A 15,264-nucleotide genomic window follows, 5' to 3' on the forward strand; every position below is an offset into this window, starting at 1 on the left:
GTCATTATTAGGAATCCACCAGTGACTGGTCGGGAAATTACTACAATACCTAAGGTGATTATTAAATGGATTTTATTGATGAACTTGTGCGGTTGAATGGGTTGGAAACCCAGGATCAGTGGTTTTCAGCTATCGAAAAAATCAACGACAAGTATGGGTTTACCAAAGTCCTGATCGGGTTGTTGCCCAAGTATGATGCCGATTTGAGTGCTGCGATGATTGTCAGTAACTATCCGATGGCCTGGCGAAGTCGCTATGACCAATTGCGTTATGCAACTATTGATCCTGTGGTTGTTTATTCGTTTAAAAATGTCAGGCCCGTTGTCTGGGATGAGTCATTGTATTGCACGCCCCGCCAACGAGAGTTTCGCGAAGAGGCCAACGCTTATGGACTTTCCAGGGGGATCACTTTTCCCCTGCATGGACCTCAGGGACAGTTCGGTACTTTCAGTCTGGCGGTAGACGCTCAAGACATTGCTGGAACGACACGTCATATCAATGCCATGATTCCAAAATTATCCATTCTCAAAGATGTCATTCTGCAAAGCGCTTTGGACGGTGCGGGCAAGTTGACTGGAGCAAGGGTGATTTCCCTGACGACTCGTGAGAAAGAGATTCTCAAGTGGTGCGCCGTCGGGAAAAGCTCCTGGGATATTTCCAGGATCTGTGGCTGTTCGGAAGCCAATATCAATTATCACTTTGCGAGTATCAACACCAAGTTTGGCGTTGCGTCCCGTCGGGCTGCCGCAGTGAAAGCTGTTTCGCTCGGGCTGATCAGCCTCTAGCGCTGCCACAATCTCCTTTCTATATCCAGGCACCCGCTCTGGCTTCACGGTCAGCGGGTTATCTGTGGTTTTTTGAAGGAGGGGCAACCGGCCATCATGCATTGGATCCAAAATCAATGCAACTGGTTACCCTACTAGTATGACCATTCTGTTAAGGCGGATAGATTGAGGTTTAAGTGTTCGTAGGGAAGGGAATCCAGTGCATTTCACAATCGGTCGGCGGGATGAAATAGATAGTGAGCAACTGTGCGCCATGCATAGGCTGCGCGCAGATGTTTTTAAAAAGCGTAAGGGCTGGGATGTTGCAATCATTGCCGATATGGAAATTGATGGTTATGACGCACTGGAGCCTCTCTACATGCTGATCAAGGATGGCGGAGACAGTGAGATCAAAGGGTGCTGGCGTTTATTACCTACTACGGGCCCCTACATGCTCAGGGATACTTTCTCCGAGTTGCTTGAAGGGCGACCAGCGCCTGTTTCTTCCCAGGTATGGGAACTCAGTCGATTTGCCGTAACCCCTCGATATCCCGGTAACAAGGGGTTTTCCGACTTTACCCTGGAGGCCGTAAAGGCCATCGTTGCCTATGGTGTCGAGCAACATATCCAGGGTTATGTGACGGTTACAACGATAGCGGTAGAGCGAATGTTGATCAGGGCTGGCCTGGTGATCACCCGGCTTGGGCCGGTACGTGTCATTGGCCAGGAAAAGGCCATTGCCCTGGAAATAGATCTGGGTGCGGTGACTCAACGCGCGCTGTTTGGCGTATCCAGAAGTTGTTGTGGCGCTACGTTGCAGTAGCTAACGATCCGCAGGGTGGCGGCCAGAGCAATCGGTCGGCATCGCTAACCAGAGTACGAAACTTCAAGTCGTTCGAAGTGGTGTGCCCGGATTGGTTTGTCTTCGTAAATGTACTCTTCCTATAAAAAGCTGCAGGGCGAACCGCCTTGCCGAATAACTGTCGTCCAGGGAAACAATAAAATGGCTACGATTATTAAGGAAGTCGATATACCACTCATGTTGGACAGCGAAGTGGTTGCCACTTTCATTTCATTCGATGACTTGAAAGATCCTGTTGAGCATATTGCTATTCGCCTGGGCGGGTTCATGGCCGACGGTCAGAAGTTGCCGTTGGTCAGATTGCATTCCGAGTGTTTGACCGGTGATATTTTTCACTCCATGAAGTGTGATTGTGGCGACCAACTTTCAGAGTCACTACGCCTGATTAACGAAGTAGGTGGGTATTTGATTTACCTGCGCCAGGAGGGCCGGGGCATCGGTTTGTATAAGAAGCTGGAGGCCTATGCACTGCAGCAGCATTCAGGTGTGGATACATATGAAGCCAACAATATGCTCGGATTTGCCGATGACTTGCGCGATTACTTTGATGCTGCACAGATGCTGCAAGCATTGGGTTGCCCGAAAATAATCTTGCTTACGAATAACCCGGAAAAAGAGTTGCAGCTAAGAAACCTGGGTATCGAAATTATCGAGGTCAAGTCCACTGCCATGCATATTGGCAAGCATAACGAAGGCTATATAAAAGCAAAAATAGAAGTAACCAATCACCAGTTCACTGCCCAGGCAGGGGGTACTCAATGATTCAGCATCAGGCACCTATCAGCGGTCTCTCACTGTTTGAGCAACAGTACATTGCAACGGCAGGCTACGATAACCAGATAATTTTGTGGAATGCACAAACACGCCAACCCCTGCAACGCGGCTGGCATGACCATTTGGCCAACTACTGTGATTTTTCCCCTGACGGCAGCCTGTTGGTGACGGCGAGCAGTGATGGTTCGACCCGGCTTTGGAGCGTGCCTGAGTTTAAATTGCAATGTGTCATGACCAGCCACAGTGATGACGTCATGCAGGCCAAGTTTTCTCCCGATGGTGAGAAAATCGCCAGTTGCTCTTACGACAGTAGTTTGTCGGTGCATCACAAAGATGGAAGTTTCATCTGCAAGATGCAAGGGCATAGTGGCCTGGTAGAGAGCTTCGATTGGACAGCCGACAGCCTGCAACTTTTGTCCTGCGGCACCGATGGGACCATTCGTGCCTGGGACGCGGCCACCGGGGAGTGCCTGGCGATCAAGGAGACGGAAGGCCACGATATGGACGCCTTGGTGACGCTCTCGGCGGGGGTCTTTATCGTTGGCAATAATGACGGTGAACTTCAGGTCATCAATGGTAATACGGTTGTAAATACCTATAAGGGGCACCGCTCCAGCGTCAAGAAGCTGGTGAAGTCAAAGTTCGACAATAGTCTGCTGAGCCTGGGGTATGACGGGATCGCGGTGCTGTGGTCGATCGAGGGGCAGACTCTGGTGGAGTGGAAACGTTCTGAGTATCCGAAGGAGATCTGGGCGCGCTCGGCGGAGTTTCAAAGACGCGACAAAATCTATTTCGCGACGTTTGGTTCTACGTTCGCCATTTGGGATATCGCCCGCAACCATTGGGACCTTGAGGGCTTTGTCCCTTCGGCCAGCTTGAACTCGGTGCATGCGGCAGAAGGCGTTATCTACAGTATTGGCGATGCGGGTCTGTTAAAGGCCGATGGCAAAGATATGGGCGGGCCACAATCGCTGTGCAATTTTGTGGTGAAGACCGGACCGGTCCTGGTATGTGGCGGACAGACCGGACAAGTGTTTGATGTCCTGAAAAACCGTGTGGCTTATGCCCATCACGCCCCTCTCAACTGCGGGGTGAACTTTGAGTTGGATGGCGAGCAGCGCCTGGCGGTGGGGAGTTATTCCGGCGATATCATCATCTTCAAGGTTAACGATCGGCACTTGGAGTTTGTGTCCTGCCACAAGATTCATGAAAACGCGATCAAGGGCATCTCGTTGCATGGCAACTGCCTTTATACCGGGTGCGCCGATGGTGAAATCGGCGTAACCGATATCCGCTCTTATGAAGTGGTCAACAAGATCACGCATGCCCATGAGGGCATATTGAATGACCTCTGTTCCTATGCAAGCGGTGTTGCCACGGTGTCCCGGGATCTGACCCTGAAGTTATGGGGTGAGCCGAGGGCGGCGATTCCCAGCCGTCACACTCACTCCATCAAGTGCATCGCGTCGAACGACGACGGCAACTTTATCGCCACTGGCAGTTATGGAGGCACCGTCGATGTTTACGACTGCACGGCCCGGGAGTGGTTGGGCAATGTGCGAAAAGTCAGTGCGGCAGGTATTTCCTCCCTCACCTGGGACGACGAAAAACAGCGTTTCCTGGCGTCGTCCTATGACGGGCGTATTTACGCCGTCGAGCTTGGCTGACCTTTAATTTTCAGCGTGGACTTATAACAATGAATGCACGAGAAAAAGTAGTTGTGGCAGAGAAATGTACGGTCACATCACCGCTCGATCCCTGTGAACAACCTGCAGTCTATCAACCTCAAACCGGGTTGCTTGAAACGTTGGAGCGGATGAACCGTTTCCGGGAAACGCCAGAAGCCGCAGCATTACTGCGCAGTTTCGAGGAGTCGACCGACTTGTCCCGGCGTTTGCAATTGGGCACGGAGTTGGCGATCAAGGGCGATCCCCGGATCATCGCGGGCGCGCTGAATAATCTGGTGTCGATTCCTGCGGGCGAGGCACATATTGGTATCGATGAGTCGAAAATCGATGCAGTCGTGCGTGAATATGCCGATGTGGGGGTTATTCGCGACTGGATTCTCAAGGAAGTACCTCGGCATACGGTGTCCCTGGCGGGCTTCAATATTTCGAAGTATCCGGTGACCAACCTGGAGTACCTGGCGTTTTTACGGGATTGCCCCAACGCTGAGGTGCCGACCTCCTGGCCTTTGCGGGCGTTTCCTCTGCACTACGCCAACCATCCGGTGTACTCGGTGAGTGCGGGCGCGGCGGATGCGTTCTGCGCCTGGCTTTCGGCCAGGACCGGCAGGACCGTGCGCTTGCCTGACGAGGCGCAATGGGAATACGCCGCCGGTGCCGGCGAGTTTGAGTACCCATGGGGCAACGAGGCCAGGACCGAAAACGCCAATACCGCCGAGCTTGGTCTGTTATCCACGACGCCGGTCGGTGTTTTCCCTCAGGGCGCATCGCCGTTCGGCCTAATGGACATGGGCGGGAACGTCGAGGAATACACATCGAATGATTACGACGCGTATCCCAATGGTCCTTTTGTCATGGACGACTTGATTTCCGAGAGCCGGCCGACCTATCGAATCACCCGGGGCGGTTGTTTTGGCCGTTTTGCCGATCTATGCCGGGTTTCCCGGCGGCACGGGCTGAGCATTACCCCCTATGCCTCGTTGTATGCCGTGGGTTTTCGAGTGGTTGCCGAGTGAGACTGCGCGCGTTCGGAGCCCAGGACTTGTGGCGGTTGAGCAAAGATATCAACAGCCAGGCCATGCACACCATGTTGTCGTTCAGCGCCCTGATGATCGCGAATGCCATCGACATGGTGTTCATCGCTCACCTTGGTCATGAGTCTCTGACGGCAGCAAGCCTGGCCAGCCCTTTCATGTGGTTGATGAACACGATTGCCATGGGCATTGCCCTGGCGATCAGTGTCCATGTGTCCAAAGGGCAGGAAAGGGCCGAGGGCAATACCGTTATCGATGTGTTGCTGCCTGGCCTGCTGATGGGTGCCGTGGTCTATGGGGTCGTGCTATTGGGCGCGGGCCTGAACCTTGAGGCAGTGCTTGGAGCGATGGGGGCAGCGCAATCCATTTATGAGCAAAGCGAAGGCTATTTAAAGACTTGGCTGTACGGCTTCATCATTACCCTCACGTTTGCCATTTCCACGGCATACCTGCGTGGTCTGTCATTGTTCAAAACCCAGGCCATCGTGGTTGCGGTGGTTTGCCTGATGAACATTGTGCTCGATCCACTGCTGATGTTTGGCGTGGGTGGTTTCGACGGATTTGGCCTGGTCGGTTCGGTGTATGCCGCCTGGCTGGCACAGGCCTTCGGGGCACTTGTATGCATTTACTTTGGCGTCAGGAAAACCCGTGCCACCGGTCCCCGCAATCTGGGGGTGGGCAAGATAATCAAGGCCGCCGCGAACATTTCCCGATTGGCCTGGGTGACCAGTTCCACCGCAACCTTCTGGCCCATTTCTGGAATCGTGGCCACTTATCTGATCTCTAAACTGGGAGACGCGGAAGTTGCAACCATGGGGGTTATTTCAAAACTGCAACCCTTGATCATGATTCCCGTGTGGGGTCTGTCAGCGGTCACCACGGTGCTGCTGAGCAAGGCATTCGTTCAACAGCAGCAGGGCCAGGTAGGGATGATTTTCAAGTCCGGCTATGGACTGGTCCTGGTGTGGCAAACCGTCGTGGCATTGCCGTTCATTGTATTTGCCCTGCCGGTGGCGCGTTTCATGTTGGGTGGATATGAAGATGCACTGCCCTTTGTAGTGACGTACTTGATGATCATCCCGATCACGGTATTCGGCAGAGGCATGCTGTACCTGGCCGTTCATGGGTTGCCAGCGATTGAAAGAGCCAGGACCGCCATGGCGATTGATGCGGTGTATGTCCTGTTGCTTCACACAGGCTGTTATTGGGTGGGTTATCTGTTTAACGATTTCAATCTGGCCCTGCTGATGTTGTTGGCGTTGAATCTGCTGGGAGGCGTGCTGGCTGTCTGGGTGGCTAGAGGCGCCCGGCGCTCCCTGCCCATGTCGAAAACGCAGCACCGGCCGATGGAAACTATTTGATATTTACCGACGGATGCGACTATGGAAGTGCTGATTATCGCTGGTAGCCCAAGAATGGATTCGCAAAGTTTGAGGGTTAGTAGAATCCTGGAAGATTATTTACGTGACTATTCAGTATTTACACCGACAGTCCTGAATTTGGCAACACAGCCCATCGGCCCTGAGAGTGATGAACTTGCAAGCAGGGCCGAGGCCTTCATTGTTATCGCGCCGGAGCACTCAGGCATGGCTCCGCCGGTACTCAAGGAGTTTTTTGTTTCCAGCGAGTACCCGGTGCTGGCGCACAAACCGGCATTGATTGTTTCAATTTCCAGCGGCATGGGGGGGAGTTACCCCGTCCTGGATCTACGTGCCACTACTTATAAAAATACAAAAATCTGCTACATGCCGGATCACCTGATTATTCGTGAAGTGCATAACTTTGGGGCGGATATGAGCAGCAGTCTTCATCCTGGTCTGGGGCGGCGTATCAGCGCCTGCGTGCAAATGCTGGAGTTGTACGCGCGCCAACTTTCGGTTGTTCGTGCTGCCCTGTTGGGGGTTGGTGCGGCGATCAGCTACGGCATGTAATCCTTATGGGCTGGATCGACTATGAAACCACAAGAACTTCACCAGTTGGTGTTCAACTTCAGGGCGGCTCGTGCTGTCATGTTCGCGGTACAGGCAGGCCTTTTTGAAGAGCTTTGCCAGGAAGACCTGACGATTGATGAACTCGTTGCCCGGCTTGAATTGCATCGTGTGTCTACAACGATCCTCCTGGAAACCCTTGTGCAACTCAACATCCTGAACAAACAAGGCATGCACTACAGCGTTGCGCAGGATCTTCGGGCCACGTTGCGCCGGGATACCGCGGGGTCGATCGCCAACTTGCTATTGCTGGACGCCAACCATTGGTCGAACTGGTCGGTGGCGGAGGACTTCTTCCGTCCGGGGCAGGCCACGTCGTTTGCCTATGACCGGCAGAGCAATTTTGCGGTGGCCATGCAACAGGGCGTCGGCGAGATGAATGTGCGTTTGGCCCAAGTGCTGCTAGCCCATGCCCCTCGGCATATCGTGGATGTGGGGAGCGGACCAGGATTGTTGATTGAACAAGTGTTGGGAACGGCGACTGATCTTAAGTACACGCTGGTGGATTTTGCGAGAACCCTGGACATAGCCAGGGGGACCCTGAGTGCTTATAAACAGTTTGATGTGAACTTCCTACCCCATGACATCGTGCTCGGGAAGTTGCCGATAGAGGCCGATTGTATTGTTATTTCGCGACTGTTGATGGGCTTTGACGAAACCGAGGCGAAGCAGATTCTGGGGAATATCTGTCATGGCCTGGTACACAACGGTGTGCTGGTAATCAATGAGTTCGATACCGATACGAAAGTAGGCGCATTGATGTCGTTGGATATGCTGGTTAATTGTGGGGCGAGAGTCTATGGCCGGGATCAACTTGCGAAACTTCTGGATGAGTTGGGCTTCGAGATAGTTTCAGAGCAAGCCACTACGGTCTTCACTCGCGCGTTGTCTGCCAAAAGGAAAGGGATATGAGTCAAGAAAAACTTGGAAAGACCCCCCAGGTGTTTGTCGATCAGCTCTACGATGGACTTGAAGTGATTAATGACATTTTTACCGCCAATGGGCTCGAGTATTGCCTGGCGGCGGGTACTTTGCTGGGGGGCGTACGTCATACCGGTTTGATTCCTTGGGACGACGATGCTGATCTCTATATTCTCGAGGCCGATATCGAAAAGTTTTTTTCTTTGGAACAGCAATTTGCCGAACGGGGTTATCGCCTCAGTCAACAGCCTTGGGAACTATGGGGCGGTTATAAGGTGTTCTCGACAGCGGGCATTTCCACGCCGGAAGAGAACAATCGCGATTACTTATATCCCTCTGTGGACATCTTTCCGTTGTCCGAACAGGACGGGTATCTTCGCTATACCAGTCAGCTGGCATTGGCTAATTGGCCCCGCGAGTATCTGACAGTGGAGGATTGGCATTCCCGAGGCGCTATGCGTTTTGGGCATCTCGATTTACCGGCTCCTGACGCATTGGCCTCCAGGCGCTATCTGGAGCGTGCGTACGGTAACGAATGGAGTAGCCATGCAGCAAAGGGGTTTGACCATCGGTATGAAGTTGATCTGGATACCGAGAAAGTGACCCTGAGTGACTTTCGGTGTGCGGTAAAAACCCGAGCCTGAACCCAGGCCGTCCCTGTTGATAGTCCAGCGTTACAGGGCGCCTTTAGGTAATCAACAGGTTTCGCTACTTCGCTTTTGCTCTGCAACAGGTGAACTGTGATGAAAAAAGCTATTGTCCTTGCCGCAGGCATGGGGTCTCGTCTTGGACGAGCCTCTGACTCTACTCCCAAGCCACTGACTGAGGTCAATGGCCTTAGTATCCTGGCTAATGCACTGAATATTCTCGTCGAGGCGGGTTACCAGGAGGTTGTAGTGGTGATCGGCTACAAGGGGCTGAAGATACGGGCCTTTGTCGCGGCGCTGGAGTTGCCGGTGACCGTGCGATTTATCGAAAACGCAGAGTGGGCCACTACCAATAATTTGTATTCGTTGTATCTGGCCTCCCATGAACTGGAAGGCGAGGAGGGGGTCACGTTGCTGGAGGGCGATATTTTCTTTCGTGCCTCGGTGATTACGGCTTTGGACGCACAAAGCGGTCGCGAATGCCTGGCAGTTGTCTCACCACTTACCCCACTGATGGAAGGCACCTTTGCCGAGGTGGATGCCCATGGACTTATCCGACAGTTTGGTAGCAGCAAAGCTGATGATCATCTGACCGCCGATAGGCCACTCAAAACGGCCAATATCTATTACTTGTCAGCCCAATTCTGCAAAAATTATTTGATCGGAGAACTTGAACGGAACGTCAGGAACAACCGGTTGAATGACTATTACGAAGTGACTTTCAAAACTGCGTGTACGCAAGGTATGGGGTTCAAGGCAATTGAAGTCGATCCGGGCACCTGGATTGAAATAGATAACTTATATGACCTGCGTATCGCGTCTTATCAGTTTTCCGAGCATAAGCATGCGTTGCTTTCCAGCCAGCATGGGGGGTATTGGCGCTTCCCTGTGACCGACCACGCCCTCATCTACAACCTGCACTTCCCGCCTGCGGGGCTGAAGAAGCTGATGGTTGACCGCTTCGCTGACATCGCCCTCAACTATCCTGCCTCGGCGGGTGCGAGCCTGCCGCTATTGTCGGACTTCCTGGGGGTGCCTACCGAAAACCTGGTGATTGCCAACGGTGTCTCGGAAATCATTCGTCTGATGCCCAGGCTCTTTGGCGGCAATTTGCTGGTGTTCGAACCTTCGTTCAATGAATTTGCCAATGCCTTCCCCGTGGAGCGTGTTACGACGATCAGATTGACTGCGCAAAATCAGTTTGCGCTGGATATCGAGCACACGCTGCGCGTCATTGAGCAACAAAAGCCGAGTGCGATTGTGTTGGTGACGCCGAACAATCCCACGGGCGGGCTTATTCCCAAGGATACGATCCTGGAACTCTATAGGCGTACCCGGGATCAGGCGCCCTATCTGATAGTGGACGAGTCATTTCTTGATTTTTCCGGCGATGCACGGGATCAATCGTTGCTCCACGACCTCTTGGTTTTGCCAAGAATCATCGTACTAAGGAGCATGAGCAAAACCTTCGGTATTGGCGGCCTGAGGCTGGGGTACGCGGCCAGTGCGGACCAGGACTGGTTGGACGCTTTGCGTAAGGAACTGCCGATCTGGAACATCAACGGATTTGCCGAGGAGTTCATGCTCAACCTTCCGCAATACCGTAAAGAATATGCGGCCAGTTGCGCCCAGGTGCGCAGCGAGACGGATGATCTGGTTGCGCAGCTACGTGAAATCGAGGCCTTTGAGGTATTCGCTACGGCCAGCAACTTTGTGTTGTGCCGCTTGCAACCGGGCTACCCGTCGGCCCCGGAACTGGCTGCGTTGCTGGTTGATGACTTCAGCATCTTCATTAAGGAATGCAGCGGAAAAGTCATGGATGACGCCGATCGATACTTGCGCATTTCCTCCAGGAATCGTGAGCAGAACGACAGGCTTATTGACGCGTTAAAACATGTATTGCTTCTGGACGACTACACACTGTGCGTTCGAACTGGCGTCAAACTGACCCGCACAGCCCTCAGTCAAGATGCAGCGCTCAGCGAGTGATGACCCTATGAACCCGATTGAGTGCATGCAAAGGGCAATCGAGCTGGCGCAGTTGGGACTGTATTCCACCAGCCCCAACCCGCGCGTCGGGTGCGTCATCGTCAATTACGGGCGCATTGTCGGCGAGGGCTGGCATGTCCGGGCAGGGCACGCCCATGCTGAAGTGCACGCCCTGCGCCAGGCAGGCGCCGCCGCTGCCGGCGCAACGGCTTATGTGACGCTGGAGCCCTGTTGTCATTTTGGCGCCACTGCGCCTTGCGCCGATGCACTGATCAGCGCCGGGGTGAAACAGGTGGTTATCGCCATGGTCGATCCCAATCCGCAGGTTGCCGGCCAGGGCGTCAGGCGCCTGCGTGCTGCGGGTATCAGTGTCGCGTTTGGCCTGCTGGAGCAACAGGCACGGCAGCTCAATCGAGGGTTTATCAAACGAATGGTCACTGGCCTGCCACTGGTGCGGGTGAAAATGGGTGTCAGCCTGGATGGCCGAACCGCCATGCACAGCGGTGAAAGCCAATGGATTACCGGGCCGCTGGCGCGGGCAGAAACCCAGCGCCTGCGGGCGCAGTCGAGTGCCGTCATCACCGGTGCGGACACGGTGCTGCGGGATCAGGCGCGGTTGACGATACGTAAGGCCGAGTTGCAGTTGGAGGAGTCCCAGGCTTGCCTGGCCATGGAGCGACCGCCCCTGCGTGTGCTGATTGACAGCCAAAGACGAGTGCCCCCGAACGCTGCCTTTTTCACCGCCGGCCCGACGTTGGTGGCGACCACTTCGACCTCGCTGACCGATCCGGGCGAGGGCCAGGAGTTACTGATGTTTGACGCGGTCGACGGGCAGGTGCCGCTTGAAGCATTGCTCAAGACCTTGGCAAACCGTGGAGCCAACGAGGTACTGATCGAGGCCGGCTCGCGGCTGGTGGCGGCGTTCGCGCGTTTGAACCTGGTGGATGAGTACATATTCCATATTGCTGCCAAGTTCCTGGGTTCAACTGCCAAGCCTGCGTTGGAGTGGCCGATCGACAAACTGGGTGAAGCTGTGAGGCTTGAATTCACGAGTGTCAGACCGTTGGGGGATGATATTTGTGTGATTGCGCGGCCGGCGGGTTCTGCAGTGCTGCATCCGGATAACAAGGCGTGCCATCAGGATTGATGTAATAGAACGCCTCATGCACGCACTGTTTACCGTCCTCAATGAAGCAACGGAACGAGGTGTTGGCGGTCAAGGGCAAGTGTCCGGTATGGTTGACGGAGGAAGGAATTGAGCGCTGGGTGAGAGAGTTGGTGTAGGCGGGTAGTTCTAGGGTGCCGGCAAGCCAGCTCCCACATTTGATGGCATACAGCCGCTGAATCACACGGCTTGCGGTAAAAAGACCTTGGTTTTACCGGCCGATCAACCCAGCAGGTGCTTGGAAATCAGCCTGGAGATTTCCACCATCGAGGTCTTGCCCGTGAACTCGAACTTCACTTTGCCCAATGACGAGAAGTAGATCTCCAACTCCGAATCCAGGTCGAACGTGCCGGAGGTTTCCACCGAGTACGCGACAATGTTTTTGTACGGCAGGGAAGTGAAGTCCTTCTTGCTGCCGGTGATGCCTTGCACGTTCACAGCGATGATGCGCTTGGTGGTAAACACCACACCGTCGCGCATGGCTTTGTAGGCATCGACCACGTGTTCGTCATCGAGCAGCATGGATGCAACGCGTTCGGCGTATTCATTGTTTTGCTTGAGCTTGAAGAAGCCTTTGTTGTTGAAGTCGATCATTGGGCGGTCCTTGTGGTGGGGCAGGGAGGGTGCGTTACAAGATGGCCTTGAGGTAGTCCTTAAGTGCGGCGAGTGGGGGCTTTAGTTCCTCCAGCGTCGAGGCTTGCCGGACTTGGGCCGCCAGCTTTTGCAACTCGCGGCCCATTACCGTGTTGGCACCCCCCAACGTCTCCAAGGCCAACTTCATGCATTCATCCAACTTGCGTTGGATAGTTGCCAGGTCGCCACTGCGCACCAACAGCCCAAACACCTCCCGCTCGTACCCGTCCATCACCAGATCGTCGCGCAGGATCGGGCTGCCATCTTCCGTCTCATGCACCAGCTTGAGGGCGAACAGAGCAACGGCTTCGAGTGTCAATTCCATGGTCCTGGGGCCTCTACTGTCTGGTGCGGGGGGAGATGATCACTTTTCTGCAGGCGAAAAAAAAGACCTTGAATTTCAAGGTCTTTTTTTAAGATGGTGCCCCGAGGGAGACTCGAACTCCCACTCCTTTCGAAAACGGATTTTGAATCCGCCGCGTCTACCAATTCCGCCATCAGGGCTCAATGGCGGCGAAGTATAGAGACGTGATTACCGTTGGTCAATCACGTTTCATGGTCTATTTTCACTATTTCCGCTAGACTTCCCGGCCCTGCTAGACGAACCCCATCATGCGCGTTGCTGACTTTACTTTTGAACTGCCGGATTCGCTGATCGCTCGCCACCCTTTGGCCGAGCGTCGCGCCAGCCGACTGTTGACCCTGGACGGGGTCAACGGTGCCCTTGCACACCGTCAATTTACTGATTTGCTTGAGCATTTACGCCCAGGCGACTTGATGGTCTTCAACAATACCCGGGTGATTCCGGCGCGGCTGTTTGGCCAGAAGGCTTCCGGCGGCAAGCTGGAAATCCTCGTGGAACGGGTGCTGGACAGCCATCGTGTGCTGGCCCATGTGCGCTCCAGCAAGTCGCCGAAACCGGGGTCGAGCATTCTGATTGATGGCGGTGGCGAGGCCGAGATGGTGGCGCGCCATGACGCGCTGTTCGAACTCAAGTTTGCCGAAGAAGTGTTGCCGCTGCTGGAGCGTGTCGGCCATATGCCGTTGCCTCCTTATATAGACCGCCCCGACGAAGATTCGGACCGCGAGCGCTATCAGACGGTTTACTCCGAGCGCCTCGGCGCCGTCGCCGCGCCGACGGCTGGGCTGCATTTTGACCAGCCGCTGCTTGAGGCGATTGCCGCCAAGGGTGTCGAGACGGCCTATGTGACCCTGCACGTGGGGGCCGGGACGTTTCAGCCGGTGCGTGTGGAGAACATCGAAGATCACCATATGCACAGCGAATGGCTGGAAGTCAGCCAGGCCGTGGTGGACGCGGTCAACGCGTGCAAGGCGCGTGGCGGGCGGGTGGTCGCGGTGGGCACCACCAGCGTGCGTTCCCTGGAGAGTGCCGCGCGCGATGGCGTGCTCAAGCCGTTCAGTGGCGACACCGATATCTTTATCTACCCAGGCCGGCCGTTCCATGTGGTCGATTGCCTGGTCACCAACTTCCATTTGCCGGAATCCACGCTGTTGATGCTGGTGTCGGCATTTGCCGGTTACCCCGAGACCATGGCCGCCTATCAGGCCGCCATCGATAATGGGTACCGTTTTTTCAGCTACGGTGATGCGATGTTTATCACCCGTAATCCGGCGCCGCGCGGCCCAGAGGAACAACTATGAGTCGTATGTCGTTTGAATTGTTGGCTACTGACGGTAAAGCCCGTCGCGGCCGCCTGACCTTCCCCCGTGGCACCGTGGAGACCCCGGCGTTCATGCCGGTCGGCACCTACGGCACGGTCAAGGGCATGCTGCCGCGTGACATCGTCGCCACCGGCGCCGAGATCATCCTCGGCAACACCTTCCACCTGTGGTTGCGCCCGGGCACCGAAGTGATCAAGAAGCATGGCGACCTGCATGACTTCATGAAGTGGCAAGGCCCGATCCTCACCGACTCCGGTGGTTTCCAGGTGTTCAGCCTGGGCGCCATGCGCAAGATCAAGGAGGAGGGCGTGACCTTCGCCTCGCCGGTGGACGGTTCCAAGGTGTTCATGGGCCCGGAAGAGTCGATGCAGGTCCAGCGTGACCTGGGCTCAGACATTGTGATGATTTTTGACGAGTGCACGCCGTACCCGGCCGATGAAGACGTGGCGCGGATCTCCATGGAGTTGTCGTTGCGCTGGGCCCAGCGTTCGAAGAATGCCCACGGCGACAACACTGCCGCGTTGTTCGGCATCGTCCAGGGCGGCATGCACGAAAGCCTGCGCAAGCGCTCGCTCGAAGGCCTGGACAAGATCGGCTTCGATGGCCTGGCCATTGGCGGCCTGTCGGTGGGCGAGCCCAAGCACGAAATGATCAAGGTGCTGGACTACCTGCCAGGCCTGATGCCTTCTGACAAACCTCGTTACCTTATGGGCGTTGGCAAACCAGAAGATCTCGTAGAGGGTGTGCGCCGCGGTGTGGACATGTTCGATTGCGTGATGCCAACCCGTAATGCCCGCAATGGGCATCTGTTCATTGATACAGGCGTGCTGAAGATCCGTAACGCGTTCCATCGCCATGATGATTCGCCGCTGGATCCCACCTGTGATTGCTACACCTGCCAGAACTTCTCCCGTGCTTATCTGCACCATCTGGACAAATGCGGGGAAATGCTGGGTAGCATGTTGAATACCATCCACAATTTGCGTCACTACCAAGTCCTGATGGCTGGTTTGCGCGAGGCTATTCAACAGGGTACATTGGCCGCCTTTGTCGATGCCTTCTATGCCAAGCGCGGGCTGCTTGTGCCGCCCTTGGACTGAGTTTCCCGACCCTAAGATT

The 15,264-nt window shown here is 54.9% G+C and carries 15 protein-coding genes and 1 tRNA gene; 13 read left to right on the forward strand and 3 right to left on the reverse strand.

Annotated elements, in window-relative coordinates; translation table 11 throughout:
• Nucleotides 1–65: 65 nt before the first annotated feature.
• From HBO19_RS21565 to ribD, 11 genes are all read left to right on the forward strand, one after another.
• Nucleotides 66–785 carry a LuxR family transcriptional regulator gene (locus HBO19_RS21565; protein WP_170058283.1) on the forward strand — a complete coding sequence of 240 codons (720 nt, stop codon included), beginning with the start codon at nucleotides 66–68 and terminating at the stop codon, nucleotides 783–785.
• A gap of 199 nt (nucleotides 786–984) precedes the next feature.
• On the forward strand, nucleotides 985–1,587 hold the full coding sequence (locus tag HBO19_RS21570) for an acyl-homoserine-lactone synthase (protein WP_170058284.1): 603 nt from the start codon (nucleotides 985–987) through the stop codon (nucleotides 1,585–1,587).
• Between the two features lie 180 nt (nucleotides 1,588–1,767).
• Nucleotides 1,768–2,388: a GTP cyclohydrolase II RibA gene (gene ribA / locus HBO19_RS21575; RefSeq protein WP_169956276.1), complete on the forward strand. Its 621-nt coding sequence runs from the start codon at nucleotides 1,768–1,770 to the stop codon at nucleotides 2,386–2,388.
• Nucleotides 2,385–4,067 (forward strand): hypothetical protein, encoded by a 1,683-nt coding sequence (locus tag HBO19_RS21580; protein ID WP_170058285.1) that lies wholly within the window; start codon nucleotides 2,385–2,387, stop codon nucleotides 4,065–4,067. The genes ribA and HBO19_RS21580 overlap by 4 nt, the downstream gene beginning before the upstream one ends.
• Before the next feature lie 29 nt (nucleotides 4,068–4,096).
• Complete coding sequence (locus HBO19_RS21585) at nucleotides 4,097–5,101, forward strand: SUMF1/EgtB/PvdO family nonheme iron enzyme (protein WP_170042979.1); 1,005 nt, start codon at nucleotides 4,097–4,099, stop codon at nucleotides 5,099–5,101.
• Between the two features lie 35 nt (nucleotides 5,102–5,136).
• The gene (locus tag HBO19_RS21590; RefSeq protein WP_170058286.1) at nucleotides 5,137–6,480 is read left to right on the forward strand and encodes an MATE family efflux transporter; all 1,344 of its coding nucleotides are present in this window, start codon (nucleotides 5,137–5,139) and stop codon (nucleotides 6,478–6,480) included.
• Between the two features lie 21 nt (nucleotides 6,481–6,501).
• The gene (locus HBO19_RS21595; protein WP_170058287.1) at nucleotides 6,502–7,050 is read left to right on the forward strand and encodes an NAD(P)H-dependent oxidoreductase; all 549 of its coding nucleotides are present in this window, start codon (nucleotides 6,502–6,504) and stop codon (nucleotides 7,048–7,050) included.
• 21 nt (nucleotides 7,051–7,071) lie between these two features.
• Nucleotides 7,072–8,019 (forward strand): methyltransferase, encoded by a 948-nt coding sequence (locus HBO19_RS21600; RefSeq protein ID WP_170058288.1) that lies wholly within the window; start codon nucleotides 7,072–7,074, stop codon nucleotides 8,017–8,019.
• The gene (locus HBO19_RS21605) at nucleotides 8,016–8,672 is read left to right on the forward strand and encodes a LicD family protein (RefSeq protein ID WP_170042977.1); all 657 of its coding nucleotides are present in this window, start codon (nucleotides 8,016–8,018) and stop codon (nucleotides 8,670–8,672) included. The genes HBO19_RS21600 and HBO19_RS21605 overlap by 4 nt, the downstream gene beginning before the upstream one ends.
• Nucleotides 8,673–8,771: 99 nt before the next feature.
• A complete protein-coding gene (locus tag HBO19_RS21610) occupies nucleotides 8,772–10,664 on the forward strand; it encodes an aminotransferase class I/II-fold pyridoxal phosphate-dependent enzyme (RefSeq protein WP_170042976.1) in 1,893 nt (630 codons plus the stop codon).
• Between the two features lie 7 nt (nucleotides 10,665–10,671).
• Nucleotides 10,672–11,811, forward strand: a complete 1,140-nt coding sequence (gene ribD, locus HBO19_RS21615; RefSeq protein WP_169956292.1) for a bifunctional diaminohydroxyphosphoribosylaminopyrimidine deaminase/5-amino-6-(5-phosphoribosylamino)uracil reductase RibD — start codon at nucleotides 10,672–10,674, stop codon at nucleotides 11,809–11,811.
• Nucleotides 11,812–12,051: 240 nt separating this feature from the next.
• Here the strand turns inward: ribD and HBO19_RS21620 are convergent, their stop codons facing one another.
• From HBO19_RS21620 to HBO19_RS21630, 3 genes are all read right to left on the reverse strand, one after another.
• Nucleotides 12,052–12,423 carry a PH domain-containing protein gene (locus tag HBO19_RS21620; RefSeq protein WP_169956294.1) on the reverse strand — a complete coding sequence of 124 codons (372 nt, stop codon included), beginning with the start codon at nucleotides 12,421–12,423 and terminating at the stop codon, nucleotides 12,052–12,054.
• Between the two features lie 34 nt (nucleotides 12,424–12,457).
• Nucleotides 12,458–12,787: a hypothetical protein gene (locus HBO19_RS21625; protein WP_169956296.1), complete on the reverse strand. Its 330-nt coding sequence runs from the start codon at nucleotides 12,785–12,787 to the stop codon at nucleotides 12,458–12,460.
• 94 nt (nucleotides 12,788–12,881) lie between these two features.
• Nucleotides 12,882–12,966 (reverse strand) — tRNA-Leu (locus tag HBO19_RS21630).
• A gap of 108 nt (nucleotides 12,967–13,074) precedes the next feature.
• On the opposite strand from HBO19_RS21630, the gene queA reads away from it, so the two are divergent.
• Nucleotides 13,075–14,124, forward strand: coding sequence for a tRNA preQ1(34) S-adenosylmethionine ribosyltransferase-isomerase QueA (gene queA / locus HBO19_RS21635; protein WP_170042975.1), 1,050 nt, complete (start codon nucleotides 13,075–13,077; stop codon nucleotides 14,122–14,124).
• 5 nt (nucleotides 14,125–14,129) lie between these two features.
• Nucleotides 14,130–15,245 (forward strand): tRNA guanosine(34) transglycosylase Tgt, encoded by a 1,116-nt coding sequence (gene tgt, locus HBO19_RS21640; protein WP_170058382.1) that lies wholly within the window; start codon nucleotides 14,130–14,132, stop codon nucleotides 15,243–15,245.
• Nucleotides 15,246–15,264 lie beyond the last annotated feature (19 nt).

Source organism: Pseudomonas sp. WS 5021, assembly GCF_012985535.1.
Lineage (GTDB): Bacteria > Pseudomonadota > Gammaproteobacteria > Pseudomonadales > Pseudomonadaceae > Aquipseudomonas.

What these genes read in the sequence shown, in the direction of transcription:
- HBO19_RS21565 (WP_170058283.1), top strand. Translation starts at nt 66, where the DNA reads ATGGATTTTATTGATGAACTTGTGCGGTTGAATGGGTTGGAAACCCAG.
- ribA (WP_169956276.1), top strand. Translation starts at nt 1,768, where the DNA reads ATGGCTACGATTATTAAGGAAGTCGATATACCACTCATGTTGGACAGC.
- HBO19_RS21580 (WP_170058285.1), top strand. Translation starts at nt 2,385, where the DNA reads ATGATTCAGCATCAGGCACCTATCAGCGGTCTCTCACTGTTTGAGCAA.
- HBO19_RS21585 (WP_170042979.1), top strand. Translation starts at nt 4,097, where the DNA reads ATGAATGCACGAGAAAAAGTAGTTGTGGCAGAGAAATGTACGGTCACA.
- HBO19_RS21595 (WP_170058287.1), top strand. Translation starts at nt 6,502, where the DNA reads ATGGAAGTGCTGATTATCGCTGGTAGCCCAAGAATGGATTCGCAAAGT.
- HBO19_RS21600 (WP_170058288.1), top strand. Translation starts at nt 7,072, where the DNA reads ATGAAACCACAAGAACTTCACCAGTTGGTGTTCAACTTCAGGGCGGCT.
- HBO19_RS21605 (WP_170042977.1), top strand. Translation starts at nt 8,016, where the DNA reads ATGAGTCAAGAAAAACTTGGAAAGACCCCCCAGGTGTTTGTCGATCAG.
- HBO19_RS21610 (WP_170042976.1), top strand. Translation starts at nt 8,772, where the DNA reads ATGAAAAAAGCTATTGTCCTTGCCGCAGGCATGGGGTCTCGTCTTGGA.
- ribD (WP_169956292.1), top strand. Translation starts at nt 10,672, where the DNA reads ATGAACCCGATTGAGTGCATGCAAAGGGCAATCGAGCTGGCGCAGTTG.
- HBO19_RS21620 (WP_169956294.1), bottom strand. Translation starts at nt 12,423, where the DNA reads ATGATCGACTTCAACAACAAAGGCTTCTTCAAGCTCAAGCAAAACAAT.
- HBO19_RS21625 (WP_169956296.1), bottom strand. Translation starts at nt 12,787, where the DNA reads ATGGAATTGACACTCGAAGCCGTTGCTCTGTTCGCCCTCAAGCTGGTG.
- queA (WP_170042975.1), top strand. Translation starts at nt 13,075, where the DNA reads ATGCGCGTTGCTGACTTTACTTTTGAACTGCCGGATTCGCTGATCGCT.
- tgt (WP_170058382.1), top strand. Translation starts at nt 14,130, where the DNA reads ATGTCGTTTGAATTGTTGGCTACTGACGGTAAAGCCCGTCGCGGCCGC.